The sequence below is a fragment of the Bacillus sp. ISL-75 genome (assembly GCF_018613095.1).
Genome location: NZ_JAGGQX010000068.1, coordinates 1 through 23,323, shown reverse-complemented (window position 1 = coordinate 23,323; position 23,323 = coordinate 1). Strand labels below are relative to the sequence as shown.

Sequence of the window (23,323 nt, the reverse complement as noted above, 5' to 3'; positions counted from 1 at the left end):
TTCAATCCCCCTTATTAAGACTTACAGTTTCTTTAGGAGTTGTTCTGCGAAACCATTTCAAAGGACTAAAACTTATTGGCTTTTTAAATAATGAAACAAGACCTTTTGGTAGATATAGCAGGATTAATACTAAACATAGACCGTAAATAACTAAATGAAGACCTGGAGCAATTCCACCGAAAAATGCACGTAAAAGTTGTCCTAGGGGAATCATAATATAGCCTCCAATAATTGGCCCAATGGTTGTTCCCACTCCACCAACCAAACTGAGCAAGACCATTTGCAGTGAATTATCGACAATAAATAAGCTTTCCGGATCAATGTATAAAACATATTGAGCAAAAAAGCTTCCAAGCAAGGCTGTTAAAAAGGCACTTACTGCCACTGCCTTTAAACGAACCACTAGTGTGTTTATGCCAAGTGCTCTTGCCGCATCTTCATTTTCTCTGTATGCCATTAAATAATAACCAAGTTTAGAATTACTAAAATATATAGATACTAGATACATTCCAATCATCGCAAGCCAAATGATTATACTTACCGTTTGTTGATTCTCGAATATCATATTAGAGAAACTTGTTTTATATGGGATGACTATTCCGGCTGAACCTTTTGTTAAATCAGACCAGCCAATTGCAAGAATTCTTATTATTTCCGCGAAAGCGATGGTAGACAGTGAGAAAAATGGTCCCTTTAATGGAAAGGTTAAACTACCTAAGATTACCCCGATAATGGATGCAACTAATCCGCCAACTAGCATTCCAATCCACGGCGAGATGGAAAAATGAATAAAGATTAAGGTAGAGGTATATGCTCCAATTCCAAAAAATGCAGCATGACCTATTGAGAGTTGACCTGCATACCCACCTAATAGATTCCAAGCAGAGGCAGCAGCTGACCATAACATCACTAATATTAAAATGTCTCGATAAAAAGAATTGGTGATTACAAAAGACAAGATCAATGGTAATAGTAACAATACAATTCTAATGGAGCTGAATTCTTTCTTTAAGTTATTCCCAATCATTTAACACCCAACTCCTCCGTTCCACGCTGGCCAAATAGCCCAGCAGGCTTAAAGGCTAAAACCAGAATGAAAATTCCAAAATAGATTAGTTGTTTCATGGATGTTGAAATAAAATATCCACTAAACGCTTCCGTTAAACCAATCACCAATCCACCAATGAGTGTTCCTGGAATACTCCCTAAACCTCCAAGCACGACTACAACGAATCCTAATAAAGCAAAGTTAAATCCTATAGTTGGATACACATAGAAAATTGGTAGTAGTAGTCCCCCAGCCAAAACCGAGATAGAGACACCCAAAGAAAACGTGAAAACATAAACCTTATCAATGTCTATACCCATAAGCATAGAGACATTTTTATTTTGCATTGTGGCGCGGATTGATTTTCCTGTGAAGGAGTTTTTCAGATAATAATAGAGTCCTATAGTAAGAGCTATAGCTACGAGAAAAACTACTAACCTCGGAAATGAGATGCTAATACCATCTGTAATTGAAAATTGCCACTTAGAATATGGCGTTTTAACTGATCTGAAGTCTGCAGAGAATAACATCAAGGCTAGATTTTGCAGGATAATCCCAATACCAAAAGTAATAAAAGTTTGTCCTAAATGTGACGCTCTAGCAAGCTTTAAAATAAATGGTCTTGCCAGAGTCGAGAAAAACAAAAAGCTAAGTGGTGTAATTACTAATATAGAGATATACGGGTCAATCCCGTAGAAATGAAATGCCCAGAAAGAGAGATACATAGATACCATTATTAATTCACCGTTGGCAAAGTTTACAATTCTCATTACTCCAAAGATAAGGTTTAAACCAATACTAATCAATCCATACAAGCCACCAAGTAATATACCTGTAACGATTAATTCAAACATTTCTTCACCTCTTTTTTACCAAGGCTCACTGTAAAAAACATAAGTGGTACTCCAGTGAGCCCAGGACTTTTAAATTAACGATCTTTCCATTCGGGTAGTGGAAGCATTATTGGATCCTTTTTAGCAAAGTCCTTAGGCCAAACTGTAACTAGTTCGCCATTCTGCCATTGTTGAATAGTGTTAAAAATTCTTTCGTTCTGACCATCCTCGCCAAACTTAATACCAAATCCTAATGGGGTTGAACCAAGTGGTTCATCGATACTAAGTGCAGCTTTCCTAACTTTTTCTGCATCTAAAGAACCTGCCTTAGGAATTACTTTCGTAAATAATGTGTACATGGAGATAAAATTACGTACGGAATGGGAAGCAGGAATTTTTCCTGTTTTATCTTTATAGCGCTTTTCAAATTCGGTCAACATACTCTTCGCTTCATCTGTTAAACTATCTTGATTAATTGCTGTAGAAACATCCGCAACCAAGATACCTTCTGCATCCTTACCGACACCATTATAAAAATCTGGAGTGGTTTGCCCTGTACCGGAAGCGATTACAATTTTAGGGTTATAATTATTTTCTCTAGCTTGTTTCCAAAATAAAATCGCATCATTGAAATATTGTGATAAAAGCAATACATCATGTTTTTGGTCTTTTAGCTTTAATACAAGTGAAGATAGATCATTTGTGCTTGCACTATAATCCTCTTTAAACGTAATGTTGATATTCTTTTCTTTGGCACGTTTTTGAACTAATTCAGCTATAGCGGCTCCAAAGGAAGAATCTTCATATACAAGAGCAACTTTTAATTCTTCAACAGGTTTATTCAACTTACTTGCTGCTAAATCCGGGATACCATCTACCATTGCATTAGCCATGGCACTTGTATTATCGTTTGTTCTGAAAACGTACTTATAACCCTGTGAAGTTAGCGCATCTGAAACTGCTCCACCTTCCCAATATATCTTTTTATTTTGATTTGCTACACCAGCGTTTGCTAGCATAATAGAACTTCCATACGTACCAATTAGTAAATCCACGCCTTTTTGATTTACCAATCGTTTTGCTTCTGTGGTAGCTTTTTGTGGGTCAGTAACATCTGATTTAATTAACTCAAATTTTTTACCATCGAACCCACCTTTTTCATTGGCCATTTCAAGTGCAATTTGTGCCCCCGTTAAAGCTTCGTTTCCAAGAACAGCAAGATTTCCAGAAAGAGGATATAAAGCTCCGATTTTCCAAGTACCACCTTTCTTAGATCCATTTGCAGAACTAGAACACCCTGATAATATTAGTAATAGTGAACTAACAATAATTAAAAAGTTTAATAGTATTTTTTTGGACATTTAAGTCACCTTCCTTATAAGTTTACTGGTCTTCCGCTACCAAAGGCTTCGATTGCTGTTCCAGTTATGGCTGCCATTTTCGGTAAACATAAATCGGCAATGATATTTGCGATATCTTTTGGATGTAACCAATTTTCTTTATTTACATCTGGGGCAAGGTCTTCCATCATTTTTGTGTCTACTGGACCTGGGCATACAGCATTTACTCTAATGTTGTAAGGTTTAAATTCTTCCCCAAGGGCTTTAGTAAATCCCACCACCGCATACTTCGAAGTAATATATGCACTACGATTTGGACCACCTTTTGTCCCCCATATCGAGGAAATATTAACTATAATTCCACCCTTTTTCTCCTTCATATCTGAGACTACTTCACGAGTACATAAATACACGCCGCGTACATTTACATCTTGATTTAAATCCCATTCTTCAACAGTGGTTTCATCAAACGGCTTGATGGTCATAACACCTGCGTTATTGATTAAAATATCAATCATTCCAAATTTTAAATGGACTTCTTCGACAGCCTTTTTAACAGATTCCTCTGAACGAACGTCTCCATAAAGAGCAATAGCCTCACCATTATGATTATCTCGAATAAAGTCTACTGTTTTTTGGCTTTCAGCCTCGTCGTTTGAGAACACAACAACTTTTGCACCCTGTTTTGCTAAGAGAATTGAAGTTTCTCTTCCGATACCCCTTCCGCCGCCTGTAACAAATGCTACTTTACCCTTTAATTCCAATGCCATCATCCTTTCAAAATACTTAAAATCCATTCGAAAATACATTCGAGTGCCTTGTATTTCTATAAAATTAAACCTCGAGTTTCATTGAATTGTTCAAGTAAGAAACTGCATGAACACCGGCACGGCGGCCAAACACAAGACCCCTTAGCACAGATGTCCCGCCTGGATATTTTCCGTAATAAAGACCAGCCGTCTCACCGACTGCATATAAACCTAGAATCGGATCATGATCTTGAGATAGAACACGCCCATTCGTATCGGTAGCTAATCCACCATTAGTGAAAACATTGGAGCATGCAATTGGATAGGCGATAAACGGAGCCTTATCAATTGGAATCGCCCAATTGGACTTTGGTGGAGTAATTCCAATTGCCTGTTTTCCATCCTTTTTATCCCAATGAAATTCACCCGGTTGAACAGCAGCATTATAGGATTCAATAGTTGCGGTTAGTTGTTTTACTGGCACATCAATCTTTTCAGCCAGTTCTTCAATCGTATCAGCAACAATGGCCGGTTTATCGGTTTCCATTGCCCGTTCATAGTTTGGAATTTCATACATTTTTTGATCGCCGATCATATAGGCAATATGACCAGGAAGATCGTGGAATATTGTCCGTGCAACCTCTTCATATTGCTCGTCAACTGTTGTTTTCCCCTCATCAACGAAACGTTTACCATTTTGATCGACCAAAATAAAGTAAGGGTATGTCATAACAGCAGCCTCTTCCCGCTTACTTCTTGGGTCGACCGGTTCAGCATGAAATGAGTCGAACTGACCAGCCGTTTTTGCCCCTAGCTCCCTTGCCATCCGAATTCCTTCGCCCTTGTTAAACAAACCACCCTCTGCAACTGGTCGGATTTTATGTGCGTCTCTGCCGATATATTGGGACATCATCTCCTGATTTCCCTGGAATCCACCTGACGCTAACACGACTGCTCCAACTTTTAATTGAAGTGAGGTTCCACCCTTGACACGCACCATTAGTCCATTCACTACACCCTCGTCATCAAGAAGTAATTTCCAAGCAGTAGCTTCGTAAATAATCTCTACCCCAAGTCCACTTGCACGGCGGGATAGTGTATCTACGATGGCTCGTCCACCGCCTACTGGAAGCAAGCGAGGCCTAGACGCTGTTAAAAACATCGTTGGCAGGTAATCGAATTCAACACCTTTTTCCTCGACCCACCGCAATGTACTACCAGCGTCCTGGGCGAGAGTTTTTATGTACTCTCGATCTGAATAGTTGTCTGAAAAAGCCAGCATGTCTTCTACAAAGTTATCTGCCACTTCATCTAGATTCTTCATGCGCATATAGGAAGCTGTCCAACGTGAGTTTCCACCCCTATGGTCACAATCAGCTCGTTCCAGAATGGCAATTTTCAAGTTCTTATTTTTTTTTTTAGCTGTTTCAGCAGCAGACAATGCGGCTGAGGTCCCAGCAACTCCACATCCAATGACAATAATATCGTAATCAACATCTTGAACCACTTTTGGTCCTCCTTTTAACTCTTAAATTTTAGAAAGGGCTTTCAAATAGAAAGTTTACTTTTTAATAAATGATTGATTTTCAGCATACTTTTTTTCCCACGCTTTAATTTGATTGAGTTTAAAGAGTGATTGTCTCTCTTCCCATGTACAAATCAAATCGTGCACATTTTCTTGTGAACCTTCTGCTTTTAATATTCTTAAAGACTCTGAGATTCCTTTGATCGCTGAACGAAGAACAGTATTTGCACACAACATGATTTTAAAACCAATTTCTTCTGCTTCTTTCAAGGTAATTAGCGGGGTTTTACCACCTTCTACTAGATTTACTATTTGAGGTATCCCTTTTAATGAACTGGTAATTTGCTTTAATTGTTCAATTGTTGTCGGTGCTTCAACAAAAATAATATCAGCCCCAGCTTCAGCATAGGCATTTGCCCTTTCCAATGCGTCATTCATGCCATTTACGGCTAATGCATCCGTTCGGGCAATAATCGCTAGATTTTCATCGTTTCTTGTATCCACAGCGGCTTTGATTTTACCGACCATTTCTTCTTTGGAAATAACATCTTTCCCATTGAAGTGCCCGCATTTCTTAGGGGAAACCTGGTCTTCTATTTGAATCGCAGCAACACCTGCCCTTTCAAACTCACGTACTGAACGCATTACATTAATGGCGTTACCAAATCCTGTATCGGCATCCACAACTATCGGAATAGTGGTTACGTCAGTCATACGTGCAACGATTTCAACCACTTCTTTTAGGGATGTAAGCCCTACGTCTGCCCAACCTAATTGGGCATTTGAAATACCAGCACCTGTTGCATATATCGCATTAAATCCAATTTCTTCTATTAATCTAGCTGACATCGAATCATAGGCTCCAGGGAGGATAAAAGGAACTGGTTTTTGTATTAATTTTTGAAACTCTTTAGTTTTGGACATGATTTACTTCCCTCCATTAACGCTACTGAACATTTCAAATATTCCGAAAAATTAAAATAGACCAAGACCTTTATAGATAAGGTCTCGATGCATCTAGAGAAAAAGACACAATTTTAACATTTCAATCTTTTTTTATATTAATTATCTTGAATATGCGATTCTATTGCCTTTATTGCAGCCGCTTGGCTGTTCTTAATATGCTCTCTCATTAATATTTCTGCCTTTTCATGATCTTTTTTTGCTATAGCTTCAAATAATTCGTTATGTTCTTGAGCAGCTTTTTTACTTCGAGAATTGCTTTCGGTAGGGGCAATCCTACGGTATCTGGAGATATGATCATTTAATTGATACAACATTTTCAGGGCTGTTTTATTTCCACTAATCTCATACAGATAGGAATGATATTCACTTCCGAATTTTACAACGTCTTCCCTGTTATCCTTAATTGCCGCTTCCACAATATGTTGAGTAATATGCCCAAGGGTTTGAATTTCAGCTGGGGTTGCCTTTAACGTTGCTTCCCTAGTCACTAATCCTTCTAATAGACTTCTAATAGTAAAAATCTCGTTCGCTTCTTGTGTTGTTAACGGTGCCACTTTGAGTCGTCCGTTTGGTTGTCTTTTTATTAGTTCTTCAATTTCTAATCTTTGCAATGCTTCTCTAATAGGAGTCCTACTAATCTCAAGTTCAGCAGCCAAATTTTCTTCATTTATCGGTTGATCAGGTTTCAAAACGCTTTCAATTATTCTTTTTTTTATCTCAAAGTATACAAAATCTTTAGTAGATACCCTACGGTTACCAAACGGGGATAATTGCATCACTAAAACCTCCTCCCATTTAAAAATTTTTTGCCTATTCAAATTGTTTTATTATATCAAATAGCAAATTCGTATGAATGTATAATTGTGCAACTGTGTAATTGTATACAATTATTTATAAGTTTATTTTATTACCTTAAATTACCTTTGTCAATATTTTTTGAATTTTATGCAAATTTATATAAACATAGTTTTTTCTTTTAGGCTGTTTCAATATTTAAACAACCCTCTTCAGTTATTACTGAACTATCAATTTCCTCTCATCTTTTTGGATGTACTTCTAAGCTTAGCAATGGCATCTTCCATAACTTGATCGTGCCTGATAAACTATTAAGCATGGCCGTTTTGAAATTATTTAATTCTCATAGCCAAAATAATTAATTCCTGAATTTCTCACTTAATTTTCAATTCAACACAAAAAACAGGGTAACCACTATTAAACAAAAAAAAGTGTCAGGCACCATCCAATTATCTGGTTGGTGCCTGACACTCATTTATTCATTACCTGGTATTCATTTAACAATTTATTCAGGAAGTCTAGTCTCTGCTTCGCATTCTCTTTGATTATGATATCTACACCCGTATCAACGACTTTTTCAACATTTTCTCCTCTTGTTACTTTCAATGCTGTTTCAACGCTTAAATATCCCATATCATATGGATTTTGTGCTACAGTACTAGATATCGTTCCATCCTTGATTAACTTCAGCATATCGGGAATTCCGTCTGCTCCAATGACTGGTATCGTAACACCTTGTTCCTCCAATACCTTAATTACAAGTAAAGCAGAAATGTCATTTGTGGCAAAGACTCCCTTAATATCCGGATGATCGCGCAATATCTTTGTCATTTCTTTTTTTACTGTTTTGGGATCATCCGATATCCCTACTTTTTCAGCCGCCAAGATGATCCCCGCATCTTTAAAAGCCATTTCAGCGCCATTCATCCGTTCTCTAAATACTGAAATGGAAAAATCGCCACCGATAATGGCCACTTTATTTCCAGGTTGGAGCTGCGAGGCTAAAAGTGAGCCTGCTTTTTTTCCTAAATCCACGTTATCGGTACCGATATAAGAAGTTTTATTTTCCAATGGAAAATCATTATCTACTAGTAATACAGGAGTTTTTTTGATATCAGTAAACTTTTCCAGTAAAGGAAGAACCGTTGAATCCGTCGGTGCGACAATTAATACATCTGGATTTTCTTGATAGGTCTTCTCTAATAATCTACGTTGTTCTTCAGCAGATTCATTACGTGGTGCGATAACTTTCCCATCGATGCCAAAATCTCTGAACCCTTTTTCAGCGCCTGCTTTAATAATTTTCCAATATTGTATGTCTAAACTTTTTAAAACAATGACCACTTTCGGTCTTTCATCTACAAATGAATTAGAAATAAAACTTATAATGATGACAGAAATAACCGCTCCTACAAAATAAACTAGTTTTCTATTTTTTAACAATACATCCTCCCCTCTCTCTTATTTTAAGAATAGTAACGATCAGTTATTAAGAATGGGATTTAATTGAAAGCGAACCGAGAAAATGGTCCCCTCATCCCCCGTTGTTATATCAATTTCAGCGTGGTGTCGTTTTGCTACACTGTAGCAAATAGCCAAACCTAATCCTGTTCCCGTTTCCTTCGTTGTAAAGAAAGGTGTTCCTAATTTTTGTAGAACGTCCGGGCTGATGCCGTGACCCTGATCTTTTATTTCTAAAATGACGGCTTGGTTTTTTGTATATGTTTTTATCGTAAGTTTTCCATTCGACGACATGGCATCGAGTCCATTAAGGGCGATATTTAAAATTAGCTGACGGATTTCTTTTTGATCGATATAAATATCCGGACACTTATTTAAATCAAGCTTAACTTGTTTATTTGACCGAAAAGCCTCCGCTTGAATTAGTGGAGATAATGCTTCTAGTATCGTATTTAAGTTTTGCTTTTTCTTCACACTGACCTTGTTTTTGGCTAAATTAAGAAATTCAGTAATAATCGCGTTCGCCCTACGTAATTCATCTAACATCAAATCAATAATCTCTGCTGATAAATTAGCGCTGTTATTCCTTGATAATTGTAAAAACCCTTGAACAGTTGTCATCGGATTTCTAATTTCATGGGCAATTCCTGCTGCCATCTCACCGATTAAATTCAACCGATCTAATCGTGACATCTCCTTCTCCAGGTGAACGGTATCGGTAATATCTGTTAAAACAATTAGCGTACATGGTTCTGGATCGATATCAATCATTTCAGTCGATAATAATCCGTCGCGAATATCTCCGTTTTTCGTTTTATAGCTAATTTTCTTATTACGAATTTTCCGATCAAGATTAATAGGTTTCCCCGTTGATTCATCGACAAAATTCTTCAAATTTATTTTGTGTTTTTCCAACTCATCTTGGCTATAACCAGTAAATTTAATCCAACTAGTATTTACTTCAATAAAGGTTAAGTTCTTCTGCGAAAAAATCGCCATTAGGCAGGGACTAGATTCAAAGATTTTACGAAATCTTTCTTGGGAACGGTAGAGATGGTTGGCGATTTTTTCTCGTTCCTCTATCTCTTCTTGTAGTTTCTCGTTAGCCCTTATCAGTTCTAGCGTGCGTTCTTCAACTATTTGTTCCATATTATTGAATTGGAGTTTTTTAATTTCTTCTATCTGTTTTCTTTCTGTAACGTCTCGAATTGTACAAACAAAAAGCTGTTGATTTTCAACTGTGGTTTCACCAATTAGAATGTCCGCATGAAAGTGACTTTCATCTTTCCGAATAGCGACCGATTCTATCACCTTTCCGACAGATTGCTTGATTGAGGAAAAGAATGAAAACGAAGAATCCTGGATGTCGTTACCCATCCATTTTAGAAAAAGCATTACCACATGTTTACCGATTAATTCCTCAGCCTTGTAACCAAACATGCTTTTTATAGCTGGATTCACTGATAGAATAGAACATTGATCATCAAAGGTAAGGATCGTGTCGACGATGGTTTCACCAATAACTTTGGATAATGCCTCTGTCCGTCGTAAATTTATCGTTGTTCTATCTAACTTTTTATTCACTTTATTCAGTTCAACCTTACGTTCTCTATCGGATTGAATGATATTTTCATTGTGATTTTGATATATTTTAACAAATTGTTCGATTTTCTGCTTCAATGTTTTGGGATTAAAGGGTTTAAAAATATAATCAATGGCCCCTACTGCATACCCTTGATGCACATGTTCCATATCTTGACTAATGGCTGTGATAAAAATGATCGGGATGTGTCTTGTTTTTTCTCGAGCCTTTATAAGCTTCGCCGTTTCAAATCCATTTAGACCAGGCATCTGTACGTCCAGTAAAATTACAGCAAAATCTTGTTTTAACATACATTTTAATGCTTCTTTTCCTGAATTCGCACTTACTAAGTGATAATTGGGAGAAGTAAGTACAGCTTTCAATGCTAATAGATTTTCGGGATGATCATCCACCATTAAAATATTTACCTTTTTGGAATGGGGACTATTTAACTTTTCGATAGAGTTTTTCTGATGCGTCAAATTCTCCGTAACAGTGTTCATAACTAGTAAATTTTATCCCCTCTCTTTTACCCAACCCAAGAAAACCTGAAGGGCTTAGGCTATTATATAATAACGTATGGACATGATTTTGAAGAACCTTATTAAAATAGATAAAGACATTTCGGCATATAATGATATCAAACTCGTTAAATGATTGATCCGTTACTAAATTATGCTGGGCAAACACAACATTTTTTTGCAAAAAGGGATGAAAAAAAACCTTATCATCCACTGCCTTATAGTATTCTGAAAAGGCCCTCTTACCGCCTGCCTCGATATAGTTTTTGGTATAGAGCTGCATCCTATCTAATGGAAAGGTACCTTGCTTTGCCTTTTCTAGAACACCTTTGTTTATATCGGTGGCAAACATTCTCGTTTTATCGTAAATCCCTTCTTCATGTAAGAGAATAGACATAGAATAGACCTCTTCCCCTGAAGAGCAGCCAACATGCCAAATTCGAATTTCAGGATAATCTCTTACTAAAGGGATGACCTTTGTTCGGAATGACTTAAAGAATGAAGGATCCCGGAACATCTCTGTCACATTAATCGAGAATTCAGAAAGCAATTCCCCCATGACTACTGGATCTCGTAGTACCTTTTCTTGAAGAGCCGAAATACTTGTAAGATTCTCCTTAAAAACACGATGGCGAATTCTCCTTTGGATAAACGGAAAGGCGTAGTTTCGAAAATCATAACCATGATAACGAAATACGGCCTCTAGCAGTAATTCTATTTCAATTCTTTCTATCTCTTCTGACTGGAGAATATCAGGTGTCTTTATCATATTTTCTAGCCCTCCTTACTATACAGCCATACTTGCATTAAGGAAAATAACTGGTCTAAGTTAATCGGCTTACTGATATAATCCGTTGCTCCAGCATCTAAACATTCTTCTCTACTGCGTTTCATTGCCTTGGCTGTAAGAGCGATGATTGGTACTGCTTGAAATTCTGTTATTTGGCGAATTTGTCTCATCGCTTCAAACCCATCCATCTCCGGCATCATAATGTCCATTAAAATTAATTCTGTATCTGGGTTGTCCTTTAATACCTCAATCCCTTCACGACCATTTTCTGCAATAATAATATTCATTTCATATTTTTCAAGCGCAATTGTTAAGGCATAGACATTCCGTATATCATCATCTACAATGAGTATTTTCTTGTTTTTCAAAGAAGAAATGCCGTATTGATTTACTTGATCTTCTATATCTTTAAGTGGATCATCCTCATAAAGACTTATGGCTACTTCTTCCAAAGCGGTATTTCCTACTGTATTGTTGATCGTTTGAAAGTATGGCAAGTATAAAGTGAAGGTGCTTCCTTTCCCTTTCTTACTCGTTACCTCTATAAATCCACCTAGTAACTGTGCCATATCTCGACTAATGGAAAGTCCTAAGCCAGTGCCGCCATATTGACGACTTGTCGTTCCATCCGCTTGTTTAAAGGCATCAAATATCGTTTCCTGTTTGTCTTTATCAATGCCAATTCCCGTATCGATAACGGAGAATGCAAGCATCGATTGCTCTCGAATTTCTCCTGCAAACAGGTTGCCACTGAGGTCTTTTATAACCTTCCGAACATCTAATGACACACTGCCACGTTCAGTAAACTTAAACGCATTGGAAAGGAGATTTTTTAAAATTTGCTGTAAACGCTGTTCATCTGTATTGAATGTCCCTGATAAACTTTTTTCCATTTTGATAGTGAACTGTACATTTTTTCGAATCGAAATCGGAGTAAATTGTCGTTCGATAAAATCATGTACATCCTGTAGCTCTACCTCTGTAGGGTTTACATCTAATTTCCCTGACTCCACTTTGGCTAAATCTAAAACATCGTTTATTAAATGAAGTAAATCATTACCGGATGAGTAAATCGTCTGAATATACTCCTCCTGGTCAGCGGTTAGATTTCCATCCCCGTTTTCAGCAAGTATTTGTGCTAAAATTAGTAAACTATTAAGTGGTGTTCTTAACTCATGGGACATATTCGCTAGAAACTCCGTTTTATATTGAGAGCTAAGCTCCAATTGTTGAGCTTTCTCTTCAAGCGCCTCCCTAACCTTTTCGATTTCCTTGTTCTTTTGTTCAGAGGCTATATACTGCTCTTCAAGTTTTTCATTCGTCGTCCTTAACTCCTCTTGTTGTAACTGCAGTTCTTCTGATTGAGCTTGGAGTTCTTCTGTCAAGGCTTGTGAATCTTGCAATAATCTTTCTGCTTTCATATGGCTAACAATACTATTTATCTTAATACCAATATTATGAGTTACGGCTTCCAATAGTTTAACTTGAAGGGGACTAAAGGACTCAAATGATGCAATTTCAATGACAGCTTGTACATCATTTTCAAATTGAATCGGTAAAATAATAATATTTTTCGGTGATCCTACTCCTAGTCCTGATTTAATTTTTACGTAGTGATCTGGGACATTGGTTAGTAAGATGGATCGTTTTTCAAGTGCGCATTGTCCGATCAGACCTTCTCCAAAACGAAAACGCATATAATCTTTATTATCATTCAAAGAGGCATAGGCAGAAATCTTTTTTAGATACTTCTCTCGCTCTTCCACTTCCTTAACATAAAAAACACCGTAACTTGCTCCTACCATCGGTACAAGTTTTGTAATTAACAATTCTGCTAACATAGAAACATTTTCAACCTCAGGATAAATGGTAGCAATCTCGGCAATTTTCCTATTCAGCCAACTTTGCTCTTCTGCTTCTTCTTTTAATTGTTTCTCTAGCTTACTTTGTTCCTCTAGTGCATGTGCCATTTTATTAAAGGAAACAGCGATTTCACCCAACTCACCCTTAGTGGAAAGCTCAATTCGGGGCAAAGAACTAAAATCACTAGTGGAAGCACTTTTCATAACAGCTGTTATTTTGTTCAGGTTATTTGTCATACCTCTAATAATCCAAAACGTGAAACTAATGCCAATACATAAGGCAATGGCTAGATAAATGTAAATAATGGTGACAGCCATATTATATGTATCTTTAGACCTTAAAAGTTCATTTTTCATCTTTTGTTCTTGCAATCCATAGAGAAGATCGGCAATTTGAATCATTCTTTGTCTTAAAAGTTCAGAATCAGTCCAAAAGACAGCAGGAATTTCCATTTCCCCATTTAATTTTTTTTCTGTCAAAGCTTGCTGCCCCATATTTTTATATGATTCTTGCAATATTTTAAACTTTGCAATTAGTTCTTTAGATTTCTCTTGCTTGTCCATTTTTTCTAGTGATTCAATCGCCGCTTGCAAATTGGTATGGGAATCTTCCCAAGAATTCGTCGCATTTAAATGGATATCATTTCCACGGTCAGTTAACATCGAAGTTAGCTCTAGACCTATTCTAGAGGTCTCATATTTAATATCGGAAGCCATTTCGATTCTCTCATTTAAATCATTAACAACAACGTTCATATTCACTGTCGATTGTTCGAGCATGTTCATTAAAATGATGGCGATAATAAAAAACAATAGCAGTAATGAACCGATGCTCGTATAGAGCTTTGTTTTAAATTTCATAAGACCTCCATATTTCCTATCGTTTATTAACAGGTTAATCTATTAAACTTAAATTATAGTTGTCACAAAAAATAGAATATTCAAAATAATAAAACTTCCCATTTATCAATTATCTTTCATATTTTTTTATTTTACTTTAAGTCAATATTATCGTCTACATAATATTTTATATAAATGAAGGAAAGTGGCTAATAAAAAGGATGCACATACTTCCACCCATAATTAATAGATATTAAATGAATAGCCTGTTAAAAATGTCCAATTTTAGAGGATTTTGAAGAATTATAGTAAATGTGAAGGTTTCACTCTTTATCGTTTTATTATTTCAATATAACAAACTTACGAGTTCACTACCATTTGACGATTAACCCCTGCTTCCATACAATCACCTTCACTATAATACTACTACAGTTACCGTTTTTTTTCTTCTCTGGGAATGGAGACAATCAAAAATTATAGGAAATATGATTTATTTCACATACAAATGAATCCAAATATTTTAGAATATTCTTTAAAAATAGAAATCAGGTGAGGGTATGACATTGTTAAAAGAATTTTCAGATGTAGAAATGTTTTTAAATTCATTAAGTTCTCTAGGTGTGGACTGCTTCTTTGGCTGTGACGAACAAGAGTTAATGCTTTTGAAAGATAAAAATGTTCGTTATGTACGGATGCAGCATGAGCAAGCTGCGGTTCATGCTGCAGATGGTTTCGCTCGTGCTACAGGCAAACCTGGTGTAGTCCTGCTTACCACTGCTTCAGGAATAACCAATAGCATTACTGGGATCGCAACGGCTTATAGTGACTCGGTGCCGTTAGTTATTATAGCAGGACAAATACAGGATGATCCTCTCCATACCAATCATGAAGCGTTTCATGAATTTTTGGTTCTATGGAAGCAGGAACCCTTGTACCTGGGGATCCTCGGGATGCATGGGACGTTTGCCGCTAATAAAGCCGTCCATCATTGTGACCTTTTAATTAGTATTGGGGTTCGTTTCAGTGACCGAGTGACAGGAAGAATCAGTGGTTTTTCGCCTTCATCGAAAAAGATTTATGTGGAAGAAGAAAACGTCTATCCGATGGTACCCCCTAACCATAACAACCATCAAACCATACTATCTCGTTAGTAAAAAACGCCAAACCATTGTGGAATTCAAAGGTTTGGCGTTTTTTGATTTAATAAATATTCATTAGTTAGGAATGAAAAGTACGACTATACAGCGTGTACTTGTCAATACGCTCTCGGTTCGGTTCATACCCGATACCGGGTTGTTTTGGAATTGTAATCATCCCGTCCTCCACTGTTACCTCGGGATCAATAATATCTTCCTTCCAATACCGGGCAGAAGCAGCTGTATCACCTGGGAGAGTAAAATTAGACAGGCTTGTTATTGCAATATTATGCGCCCTGCCAACTCCAGCCTCAAGCATGCCGCCACACCAGACGGGAATCCCATTCGCCTCACATAAATCATGGATTTTTTTAGATTCTGTTAAGCCTCCGACACGCCCAATTTTAATATTAATAATTTTACAACTGCCAAGTTGAATGGCTTTTCGCACATCATCCACACTATGGATACTTTCATCCAGACAAATCGGTGTCTCGATTTGCGCTTGAAGTTGCGCATGATCAATGATATCATCAAAGCCCAATGGCTGCTCGATCATCATTAAATTGAATTGATCCATCGCCTTAAGCGTATCGATATCCTCTAAAGTATAAGCGGTATTTGCATCCGCCATTAATGGAATATCTGGGTAGTGTTTTCGAATCTCTGCTAAAATGTTTAAATCCCATCCTGGTTGAATTTTCACCTTGATCCGTTTGTATCCTTCTTGTAGATGACCCTCAATCAAAGCTAATAATTCTTCGACCGTATCCTGAATCCCAATACTGACGCCGACCTCAATCTTTTCTAATGTTCCTCCAAGGGCACTCGCTAAACTTACTCCTTGCTGTTTAGCATAGGCATCCCAAATCGCTCCTTCAAGGGCAGCCTTTGCCATGTAATTCCCTCGGATATGATGAAAGCGTTCGGAGACCTCATCTGGATGAGAAATTGGCTCTTTCAGAAGAAGTGGAATCAGAAAATCCTCCATCATATGCCAATTCGTTTTGACAGTTTCTTCTTTATATGTGGCATCAATCGCAGCAACGGATTCAGCCCATCCCGTAATGCCATCCTTCGTTTTGACTTCGACCAAAATAAAATCTTTATCATATTCGGTCCCTACAGCGGTCGTGAAGGGGTGTAATAGATCCATTTTCATATGTCTTAACACAATTCGTTGTATTTCCATACTATTTATACCTCACTCCGTTAAGTATGTTTCTTGGTTAATACATAATGATGAAGGTAAGGCTGATCACTTTTCCTTAATTCCGTAACCGTCCACCCTTTGCTCATATAATGGGTAAAAACCTTGCGCGTTTTCATTCTCCATTCTAATGCAGCATTTAAATTATTCAATTTAATCGTTTGGAATTGATTTGGAACCGGAACATAGAGGAGATTGGCCCAGGCATCCCTCTCCCTATCTAGAAAAATATCCTTCGGTACCGGAAACCCCTCGACATCCTCTTCCACTTGAATTAAGAGGGGCACTTCATGGTTATCAACGAAATCTTTCATCCGCTTAGACGTTTCCTCAGCTATGTTCCATTCCACTAAAAAGCGGTCAGATGGCAACCCTGCATTAAGAATATCAGGCATTTCACCATAACAATTCTCAATATACTGCGTACACACTCCGCCAAGTTTGCTTAAATTAAGATATCCATTGACCGTTTCCAGTGGGTCATACGTCCACGTGATGAGTTGATACCCCATCTTTCGTGCTTCTTCACGCTGCTTTAATTTTAATTTTTCCCCGATTCCCATTTTCCGAAAATCTGGATGAATCCCCATACTATGCGAACATAGATAGACTTTTGTCCCATCAAATCCTGGAAAGCTATACTGAAAGCCAATTAATCGAGTTCCAGAAAAAGCGCCAATCACCATCCCGCCATTTTTAACAACGGCAATGCTATGGTTAACGGGTACTGGATCCTCATCAGCCCAAACAAGACTTTCTAAATCTCTCACAGCAGTCAATTCTTCTGCCGTATGTAACATGCGTATCGTAATCAGTTTTTGTAAGTCCATATTAAGTAACTATCCTCCTGCCACTTGATTAGATGACATTTGTAAGAAAGCTTTTTAAACGATCACTAGTAGGATTTGTGAACAGTTGTGCTGGAGCTCCTTGTTCTTCGATGACCCCGTCACACATATAAATGACGCGATCGGCCACTTCTCTAGCAAACTTCATTTCGTGAGTCACGATCAGCATCGTCATTCCTTCTTCGGCCAATCCCTTCATAACATTAAGAACTTCACTAACAAGTTCTGGGTCTAAGGCGGAGGTCGGTTCATCAAACAGCATAATTTTTGGATTCATCGCCATCGCCCGTGCAATCGCGACCCGCTGCTGCTGACCTCCAGAAAGTTTCCTTGGGTATACATCTTTTTTATCTTCAAGGCCGACCCTTTCTAGTAAAACTAATGCCTTTTCGACAGCTTCTGCTTTCGACTTCTTTAACGCCTGAATCGGCGCTTCAATAATGTTTTGTACAACGGTCAGGTGCGAAAATAAGTTGAATTGTTGAAACACCATCCCTACTTCCCGTCTAATTTGTTGAATACTCTTCGGCGAATAGTTTAATTTCGTGCCATCAATCGAAATTCGGCCAGATGAAAGAGTCTCGAGCCCGTTCAGACAGCGAAGGAGTGTACTTTTCCCCGATCCGCTGGAACCAATCAAGGCAACGACCTCGCCTGTGTACACCTGTAAATTAATCCCTTTTAAGACTTCCAGCTGATTAAAACTTTTATGGACATTTTCAATTTCAATAATAGGATGACGATGATCTTTCACTTTATTTGACAAGGTAGGTCCTCCCTTTACTAACGTTCACTAACCGACAACTTAAATTCTACCTTTCTTAAGAAAAACGAGAAGATCGTTGTCATCACTAAATATAGAACGGCTGCAGTAATATAGAACTCGATAAACGCATAGTTGGTTGATGCAAATCTTTGTGAAGTCATCATTAATTCTGAAACGGTAACAAGAGAAGCGAGCGATGAATCTTTTAGTAGTGTAATAGACTCATTGCCAATCGCAGGTATGCTTACTCTTAACGCCTGCGGGAGAATAATTCTCCGCATGATCGTTGGATAACTCAGACCTAGTGATTGTGCTGCTTCCATCTGTCCTTTAGGGATTGACAAGATCCCCCCTCTTAAAATTTCGGCAATATAGGCTCCAGCATTTATTCCTAAAGCAAGAACAGAGGCGGTAAAGGGATTCAACTCAATCCCTATTTGCGGAAGACCAAAGTAGACAAGAAATAGTTGAACCAAAAGGGGGGTACCTCTAAGGACCCAAATATAAAAGTCTGCGAACAAAGACAAAATCTTAAACTTTGAAATCTTCATGATCACGATAATGATTCCCATAATTAACCCTAGTACTAAGGAAACAATGGAGATTTCAAGTGTCATTAGAGATGCCTCGAGTAGAAATGGAATGTACTGAGTAACAAGAGAAAAATCTAACATGTCTTTAGCTCCTTATCGGATGTCTTTTCCAAACCATTTTTTACTAATTTCTTCATATTTCCCGTCTTTTTGCATTTCGGCAATAATCTTATTGATCTCTTTACCGAGATCATTATCTTCTTTTCGAATGGTCATTCCTGCTAGCTCTGTGTTCAATAGACCATCAATTGCTACTAAACTATAATTTTGATCGAGAATAATTTTTGCACCGACACCTTGGTCAGTTGATACACCTTCTAGTCGGCCATTTACTAAGTCCTCAAAAGCAAGAAAATCATTCTTATACAGTTTCACATCGGCCCCAAGCTTTGTTACCTCTTCTGCAGCAGTGGTTGAGATCGTTACACCAATTTTTTTCCCCTTCATGTCTTTTGGTGCTTTGATAGAAGAATCTTTTGGAACAAATAACTGATTGCCTGTTGTAAAATAAGGGTCACTAAAAGATACTTTCTTCTTTCTTTCGTCTGTAATCGCCATATCGGAAATAATCATATCAAACTTTTTGCCTGTTAATGCAGGGATCATACTATCCCATGGGTTAGACAATAGAACCGCTTTTACACCAAGTCTTTTCGCCACTTCTTGGGCAATGTCCACGTCAAATCCTTCTAATTTATTACTTTTATTAATGAAGTTATAGGGAGGATACGCCCCTTCCATGGCAATCTCAATTTCTCCCTTATCTTTAATTGATTGAAGCGTATCACTTTTTGCTGAACCGCTAGATTCTTTGCTTCCACCGCAGGCTGCCATGATCAGGACTAGACAAGCTATACACAAACCAACCATATACTTTTTCATAATGATCCCCCATTAATGTTTATTTTCATTATTTTTTGAAGCGGCATTATAAAGTAGACTTGTTAATATTTTCGTTCCATACAGTAGTGCCTTCTGATTAAATTGCATGTCCGGGTGGTGAAGTCCAGGACGCAAGTCACAGCCTAATCCAATCATGGTAGCCTTTACTTCCGGTTTTTGCAGGGTATAGAAGTGAAAATCTTCTCCTCCTTGTGAAATACAATTGTCTACTACATTTTCTTCTCCCAAGACAGAGGCAGCGGCCATTTTTGCTAGTTTTATAGCTTCTGTATTTAATCTTGCAGCAGGAACAAATTCTTTCACGGTTCCGTTTATACTTGTCCCAGTCAAAGTACCGACCTTCTCTAGCAAATCCACTGCTATGGACTGCAGTTCATCCATTGCTTCATTTGTACTTGCACGTAAGTCCAAAATAAAATTAGCGGTTTCCGGAATGACATTGGAGGAATCTCCTCCAGCATGTAAACCTGTCATTTTAATAGAAAAAGAATTCGGGCTTTTTAAGCGAATGTTTTGTAAGGCCTGAATTAAGTAGGAAGCGGCTTCGATCGGATTGATGCCGTCCTGAGGCCGCGATGCATGTGCTTGCTTTCCCTTAATTACTCCGTAAAGGGTCGCACAGGAACTATGAACAATGGCAGGAGCCACTTTCCCCATTGGAACTTCCATCAATGGACGAAGATGAACACCAAATAAGTATTGAACACCTTCCAAAGCACCCTCTTGCATCATTCGCAGCGCCCCCTCCCCCTTCTCCTCTGCTGGTTGAAAAATAAACCGGATCGGCTTAGTGTGAAAAGATTTATTAGCAGCTATGGCTAAGGCAGTATGTAATACCATGGTGCTGTGGGCATCGTGCCCGCAGGAATGATTGGGTTGAACCTTCCCTTTCACTTCTTGTAATAGGGCATCCATATCGGCACGTAAGGCAACAATCTCGTTGCCTTCTCCTGGAATATCGGCAACAATACCAAAATGCCCTTCGTATGTTTTAAATGAGATCCCTGCTTTCGCTAATTCTTCCTGAATATATTGTGAAGTTTTCTGTTCCTGCCAGCTTGGCTCCGCCAATTGGTTCAGATCAGCATAAGTCTTTAGAATCGCTTGTTCATGCTCGTTCATAAAATTGATAAGCTGGCTCATTGTGGAACTCCTTTCCTAATTTGTCATTCAACAAACACACCATAGTTCGAGTAAAGTTCTTCTAATTTCTGCTGTCGAACTTGGATTTGCTCCGAATTTTTTACCTTCATCCCAGCAATGATAAAATCCAACAAAATGATCGCCGGTGTGATGGAATGGGCGGCCGATTCGGAATCTTCTTCTGTTGTCAGCGTATAATCGGCGATTCGACCAATCGGAGACAATAAACGATCGGTAACGCAAATGATTGGAACCCCTTGTTTTTTGGCACATTCTGCAATATGCAGGGTTTCCTTCGAATAACGAGGAAACGAGATAATAAATAGAACAGAGCGATCACTTAAATCGGTTAACCGCTCATAGATTTCTCCTGTTGACGGACAAAGTGTGACTTGATCCCGCAGTGTATGAAGCTGAAAAGAAAACCAGTGAGCCGGTGCATAGGATGCACCCATTCCCAAAATGAAGATCCGATCTGCTTTGATTAAAACATCAACGACCTTCCAAAGTTCGGTTTCATTGAGCTGGTGATTGGTTTGTCGCTGGGAAAGAATTTCCTTTTCCAAGATTTCCGTAAAAAGAGAAGTGTGCTCTTCCTCTTTATTTTCGATTTTGGAATTTGTACTGAATGGATGCATACTTTTGTTTACAATCTGCTGTTGAATGTAATGGAGCATTTCGCTAAATCCATTGAATCCCAACGCATAGGAGAGTCGGATGACGGTAGTTTCACTAACATCTACCTTTCGTCCAATCATAGTTGCCGTGTCAAAAGCTGATTCATCTAGTTTTTCGATCAGATGTTTGGCTACTTTTTTTTGTCCAGGAGACAACGTTTCATATTTTTCCTTAATAATCGTTTCAAAGCTTTTCATGTGTCCTCCAATCCGTGCAGGAAATGCTTCATAATTAATAAATGTTGCAGTAACTTCTTTATTGTTTTTTATTATACCCTATTCGTTGAATATTTAGAAATCTTTTTTTAAAAATAAGATTTTCAATTCTGGCATCTTCCAAGGCACCTTTGCCATTGTCTTTCTTAAAATTTAATATAAAAGTTATTTTTGAAAATAATTCTTAATCAAATTTAATATTATCGTAAACCTGAAAGGTTTTATGTGTGATACATTGAATGTAACTATTAAAAAAATGTTAAAAATACTAGTAATCAAGAATGAGTGGATCATATGTTAAATGTAAAAGAGGTTACTGAACAATTAAGGGATGAAGGGATAACAGCCAGTGAACAAACCGTCATACGTTGGATCCTCGAAGGGAAAATAAAAGCGAAAAGGACCAAACATCTTAATATTGACTTCTTGATCCAACCAAAAGATCTAGTAGCATTCATACTAGAAAAGAAAATTGAGGACAAGATTAAACAATTTGGTATTGATTATCTGCAATGGGAAAAGACGTTTCAAGAGAACCAGAAATTAAAAGAGGAAATCGAAGAGGTAAAAACTACTATTCGGATCGAACAAGCAAAAGTTAATGGCTTAAAAAAAATGTTAAAAGCAGAATATGCACTTTCCGAACATCCCCCACTTACCTTTAACTCACTATTTGGTTTAGATGCGGGGGCTGACAAAGCAATGTTAAAGAAAGAGTTTAAGAAACTAATTAAAGCCCTTCATCCCGATCGAGGTGGTGACGAAAGACTTTTCAAAGTGTTTTATGAACATTACAAAAAGACCATTTAAATTTAATATTTTTCTACAAACAGTAGAAGTACCATATGATTTACCGTCTTAATTTGTCCGATTAAGAAGTAATTTAACTATTCATTATAAAATATGGAGATTAATGTAGATAAGTTTTAAAACGTGATAGCAGGAAAAAATCATCTCGTTACAAAAATAGTAAAGAAGACGTAACAGATGTCTAACGAATAAGTTGAAAGGTGGTCATTTTCCTTGAGTATGGATTTATCCCTACAACAAATCGTCGAAGGTCTACCGAAGTCGTTATTAAATGCATCTGATAGAGATTTGGAAGGATTCCAAAAAATTATCGAAGAAACAATAAAATTAAGAGAAGGCCATAGAAACTTACAAAAGATGGTTAAAAACTTCTCAACCACTACGATTCAGCGAGCCTAAAATTTAAATTAGCAAAAAGAAAAGAAGATGAAATTCATCTTCTCAGGCTGTCGAGAAACTTTCGACAGCCTCTTATTTTCTACAATAACTTTAACAATTCAACGCGTTAATTCGTTATAATATTATTAATATATAGGCTTTGCAACATGTCTGTTGATTTCCGCTCTAGGCACTTCGCTTTCCGCGGGCGTGCCGGGGAGCCTCCTCGTCGCTATGCTCCTGCGGGGTCTCCCCTGCCCCGTACTCCCGCAGGAGTCTGCGTGCCTTCCGCGGAAATCAACAGGGAGGTAATCAACCTAAAGAATTGCAA

Annotated in this window: 21 protein-coding genes; 3 read left to right on the top strand and 18 right to left on the bottom strand. The window is 37.7% G+C overall.

The window, feature by feature from the left end; all coding sequences use genetic code 11:
- Position 1: 1 nt before the first annotated feature.
- The 11 genes from J7E63_RS25070 to J7E63_RS25020 all read right to left on the bottom strand — a co-directional run bounded on the left by J7E63_RS25070 (position 2) and on the right by J7E63_RS25020 (position 14,333).
- Complete coding sequence (locus tag J7E63_RS25070; protein WP_215017531.1) at positions 2-1,027, bottom strand: branched-chain amino acid ABC transporter permease; 1,026 nt, start codon at positions 1,025-1,027, stop codon at positions 2-4.
- Entirely contained in the window at positions 1,024-1,902 is an 879-nt protein-coding gene (locus J7E63_RS25065; protein ID WP_215017529.1) for a branched-chain amino acid ABC transporter permease, read from the bottom strand. Before J7E63_RS25065 ends, J7E63_RS25070 begins: the two co-directional genes overlap by 4 nt.
- 74 nt (positions 1,903-1,976) lie before the next feature.
- Positions 1,977-3,242 (bottom strand): ABC transporter substrate-binding protein, encoded by a 1,266-nt coding sequence (locus J7E63_RS25060; RefSeq protein WP_215017527.1) that lies wholly within the window; start codon positions 3,240-3,242, stop codon positions 1,977-1,979.
- A 14-nt stretch (positions 3,243-3,256) separates the two neighbouring features.
- Positions 3,257-4,030: an SDR family NAD(P)-dependent oxidoreductase gene (locus J7E63_RS25055; RefSeq protein ID WP_251033751.1), complete on the bottom strand. Its 774-nt coding sequence runs from the start codon at positions 4,028-4,030 to the stop codon at positions 3,257-3,259.
- Positions 4,031-4,055: 25 nt separating this feature from the next.
- Complete coding sequence (locus J7E63_RS25050) at positions 4,056-5,477, bottom strand: FAD-binding protein (RefSeq protein WP_215017525.1); 1,422 nt, start codon at positions 5,475-5,477, stop codon at positions 4,056-4,058.
- Positions 5,478-5,531: 54 nt separating this feature from the next.
- Complete coding sequence (locus tag J7E63_RS25045) at positions 5,532-6,419, bottom strand: isocitrate lyase/PEP mutase family protein (protein ID WP_215017523.1); 888 nt, start codon at positions 6,417-6,419, stop codon at positions 5,532-5,534.
- Positions 6,420-6,556: 137 nt separating this feature from the next.
- Positions 6,557-7,237 (bottom strand): GntR family transcriptional regulator, encoded by a 681-nt coding sequence (locus tag J7E63_RS25040; RefSeq protein ID WP_251033754.1) that lies wholly within the window; start codon positions 7,235-7,237, stop codon positions 6,557-6,559.
- 490 nt (positions 7,238-7,727) lie between these two features.
- A complete protein-coding gene (locus J7E63_RS25035) occupies positions 7,728-8,699 on the bottom strand; it encodes a sugar ABC transporter substrate-binding protein (protein ID WP_215017519.1) in 972 nt (323 codons plus the stop codon).
- 39 nt (positions 8,700-8,738) lie between these two features.
- Positions 8,739-10,802 carry a PAS domain S-box protein gene (locus J7E63_RS25030; protein ID WP_215017517.1) on the bottom strand — a complete coding sequence of 688 codons (2,064 nt, stop codon included), beginning with the start codon at positions 10,800-10,802 and terminating at the stop codon, positions 8,739-8,741.
- Positions 10,744-11,589 carry a CheR family methyltransferase gene (locus J7E63_RS25025; RefSeq protein ID WP_215017515.1) on the bottom strand — a complete coding sequence of 282 codons (846 nt, stop codon included), beginning with the start codon at positions 11,587-11,589 and terminating at the stop codon, positions 10,744-10,746. Before J7E63_RS25025 ends, J7E63_RS25030 begins: the two co-directional genes overlap by 59 nt.
- Before the next feature lie 5 nt (positions 11,590-11,594).
- Complete coding sequence (locus tag J7E63_RS25020) at positions 11,595-14,333, bottom strand: hybrid sensor histidine kinase/response regulator (RefSeq protein ID WP_215017513.1); 2,739 nt, start codon at positions 14,331-14,333, stop codon at positions 11,595-11,597.
- 536 nt (positions 14,334-14,869) lie between these two features.
- On the opposite strand from J7E63_RS25020, the gene J7E63_RS25015 reads away from it, so the two are divergent.
- The gene (locus tag J7E63_RS25015) at positions 14,870-15,463 is read left to right on the top strand and encodes a thiamine pyrophosphate-binding protein (protein WP_215017511.1); all 594 of its coding nucleotides are present in this window, start codon (positions 14,870-14,872) and stop codon (positions 15,461-15,463) included.
- A 67-nt stretch (positions 15,464-15,530) separates the two neighbouring features.
- Here the strand turns inward: J7E63_RS25015 and menC are convergent, their stop codons facing one another.
- The 7 genes from menC to J7E63_RS24980 are packed head-to-tail and all read right to left on the bottom strand — an operon-like array spanning position 15,531 to position 21,786.
- On the bottom strand, positions 15,531-16,640 hold the full coding sequence (menC, locus tag J7E63_RS25010) for an o-succinylbenzoate synthase (RefSeq protein ID WP_215017509.1): 1,110 nt from the start codon (positions 16,638-16,640) through the stop codon (positions 15,531-15,533).
- A gap of 20 nt (positions 16,641-16,660) precedes the next feature.
- Positions 16,661-17,488: a GNAT family N-acetyltransferase gene (locus tag J7E63_RS25005; RefSeq protein ID WP_215017507.1), complete on the bottom strand. Its 828-nt coding sequence runs from the start codon at positions 17,486-17,488 to the stop codon at positions 16,661-16,663.
- Positions 17,489-17,516: 28 nt separating this feature from the next.
- On the bottom strand, positions 17,517-18,239 hold the full coding sequence (locus tag J7E63_RS25000; RefSeq protein WP_215017591.1) for an amino acid ABC transporter ATP-binding protein: 723 nt from the start codon (positions 18,237-18,239) through the stop codon (positions 17,517-17,519).
- Positions 18,240-18,289: 50 nt separating this feature from the next.
- Positions 18,290-18,946, bottom strand: a complete 657-nt coding sequence (locus tag J7E63_RS24995; protein ID WP_214713834.1) for an amino acid ABC transporter permease — start codon at positions 18,944-18,946, stop codon at positions 18,290-18,292.
- Positions 18,947-18,958: 12 nt separating this feature from the next.
- Positions 18,959-19,747: a transporter substrate-binding domain-containing protein gene (locus J7E63_RS24990; protein ID WP_215017504.1), complete on the bottom strand. Its 789-nt coding sequence runs from the start codon at positions 19,745-19,747 to the stop codon at positions 18,959-18,961.
- A gap of 12 nt (positions 19,748-19,759) precedes the next feature.
- The gene (locus J7E63_RS24985; protein WP_215017502.1) at positions 19,760-20,911 is read right to left on the bottom strand and encodes an amidohydrolase; all 1,152 of its coding nucleotides are present in this window, start codon (positions 20,909-20,911) and stop codon (positions 19,760-19,762) included.
- A 23-nt stretch (positions 20,912-20,934) separates the two neighbouring features.
- Positions 20,935-21,786, bottom strand: a complete 852-nt coding sequence (locus tag J7E63_RS24980; protein WP_215017500.1) for a MurR/RpiR family transcriptional regulator — start codon at positions 21,784-21,786, stop codon at positions 20,935-20,937.
- Positions 21,787-22,098: 312 nt separating this feature from the next.
- Between J7E63_RS24980 and J7E63_RS24975 the strand changes: the two genes are divergently transcribed.
- Together J7E63_RS24975 and J7E63_RS24970 are read left to right on the top strand one after the other, a co-directional pair.
- Positions 22,099-22,614 carry a J domain-containing protein gene (locus J7E63_RS24975; RefSeq protein ID WP_215017498.1) on the top strand — a complete coding sequence of 172 codons (516 nt, stop codon included), beginning with the start codon at positions 22,099-22,101 and terminating at the stop codon, positions 22,612-22,614.
- 213 nt (positions 22,615-22,827) lie between these two features.
- On the top strand, positions 22,828-23,013 hold the full coding sequence (locus J7E63_RS24970; protein ID WP_088088290.1) for a hypothetical protein: 186 nt from the start codon (positions 22,828-22,830) through the stop codon (positions 23,011-23,013).
- The last annotated feature ends 310 nt before the right edge of the window (positions 23,014-23,323 follow it).

What these genes read in the sequence shown, in the direction of transcription:
- J7E63_RS25005 (WP_215017507.1), bottom strand. Translation starts at nt 17,488, where the DNA reads ATGGACTTACAAAAACTGATTACGATACGCATGTTACATACGGCAGAA.
- J7E63_RS25070 (WP_215017531.1), bottom strand. Translation starts at nt 1,027, where the DNA reads ATGATTGGGAATAACTTAAAGAAAGAATTCAGCTCCATTAGAATTGTA.
- J7E63_RS25055 (WP_251033751.1), bottom strand. Translation starts at nt 4,030, where the DNA reads ATGTATTTTCGAATGGATTTTAAGTATTTTGAAAGGATGATGGCATTG.
- J7E63_RS25040 (WP_251033754.1), bottom strand. Translation starts at nt 7,237, where the DNA reads ATGCAATTATCCCCGTTTGGTAACCGTAGGGTATCTACTAAAGATTTT.
- J7E63_RS24990 (WP_215017504.1), bottom strand. Translation starts at nt 19,747, where the DNA reads ATGAAAAAGTATATGGTTGGTTTGTGTATAGCTTGTCTAGTCCTGATC.
- J7E63_RS25065 (WP_215017529.1), bottom strand. Translation starts at nt 1,902, where the DNA reads ATGTTTGAATTAATCGTTACAGGTATATTACTTGGTGGCTTGTATGGA.
- J7E63_RS24995 (WP_214713834.1), bottom strand. Translation starts at nt 18,946, where the DNA reads ATGTTAGATTTTTCTCTTGTTACTCAGTACATTCCATTTCTACTCGAG.
- menC (WP_215017509.1), bottom strand. Translation starts at nt 16,640, where the DNA reads ATGGAAATACAACGAATTGTGTTAAGACATATGAAAATGGATCTATTA.
- J7E63_RS25045 (WP_215017523.1), bottom strand. Translation starts at nt 6,419, where the DNA reads ATGTCCAAAACTAAAGAGTTTCAAAAATTAATACAAAAACCAGTTCCT.
- J7E63_RS25015 (WP_215017511.1), top strand. Translation starts at nt 14,870, where the DNA reads ATGACATTGTTAAAAGAATTTTCAGATGTAGAAATGTTTTTAAATTCA.
- J7E63_RS25025 (WP_215017515.1), bottom strand. Translation starts at nt 11,589, where the DNA reads ATGATAAAGACACCTGATATTCTCCAGTCAGAAGAGATAGAAAGAATT.
- J7E63_RS24985 (WP_215017502.1), bottom strand. Translation starts at nt 20,911, where the DNA reads ATGAGCCAGCTTATCAATTTTATGAACGAGCATGAACAAGCGATTCTA.
- J7E63_RS25030 (WP_215017517.1), bottom strand. Translation starts at nt 10,802, where the DNA reads ATGAACACTGTTACGGAGAATTTGACGCATCAGAAAAACTCTATCGAA.
- J7E63_RS24975 (WP_215017498.1), top strand. Translation starts at nt 22,099, where the DNA reads ATGTTAAATGTAAAAGAGGTTACTGAACAATTAAGGGATGAAGGGATA.
- J7E63_RS25020 (WP_215017513.1), bottom strand. Translation starts at nt 14,333, where the DNA reads ATGAAATTTAAAACAAAGCTCTATACGAGCATCGGTTCATTACTGCTA.
- J7E63_RS25060 (WP_215017527.1), bottom strand. Translation starts at nt 3,242, where the DNA reads ATGTCCAAAAAAATACTATTAAACTTTTTAATTATTGTTAGTTCACTA.
- J7E63_RS24980 (WP_215017500.1), bottom strand. Translation starts at nt 21,786, where the DNA reads ATGAAAAGCTTTGAAACGATTATTAAGGAAAAATATGAAACGTTGTCT.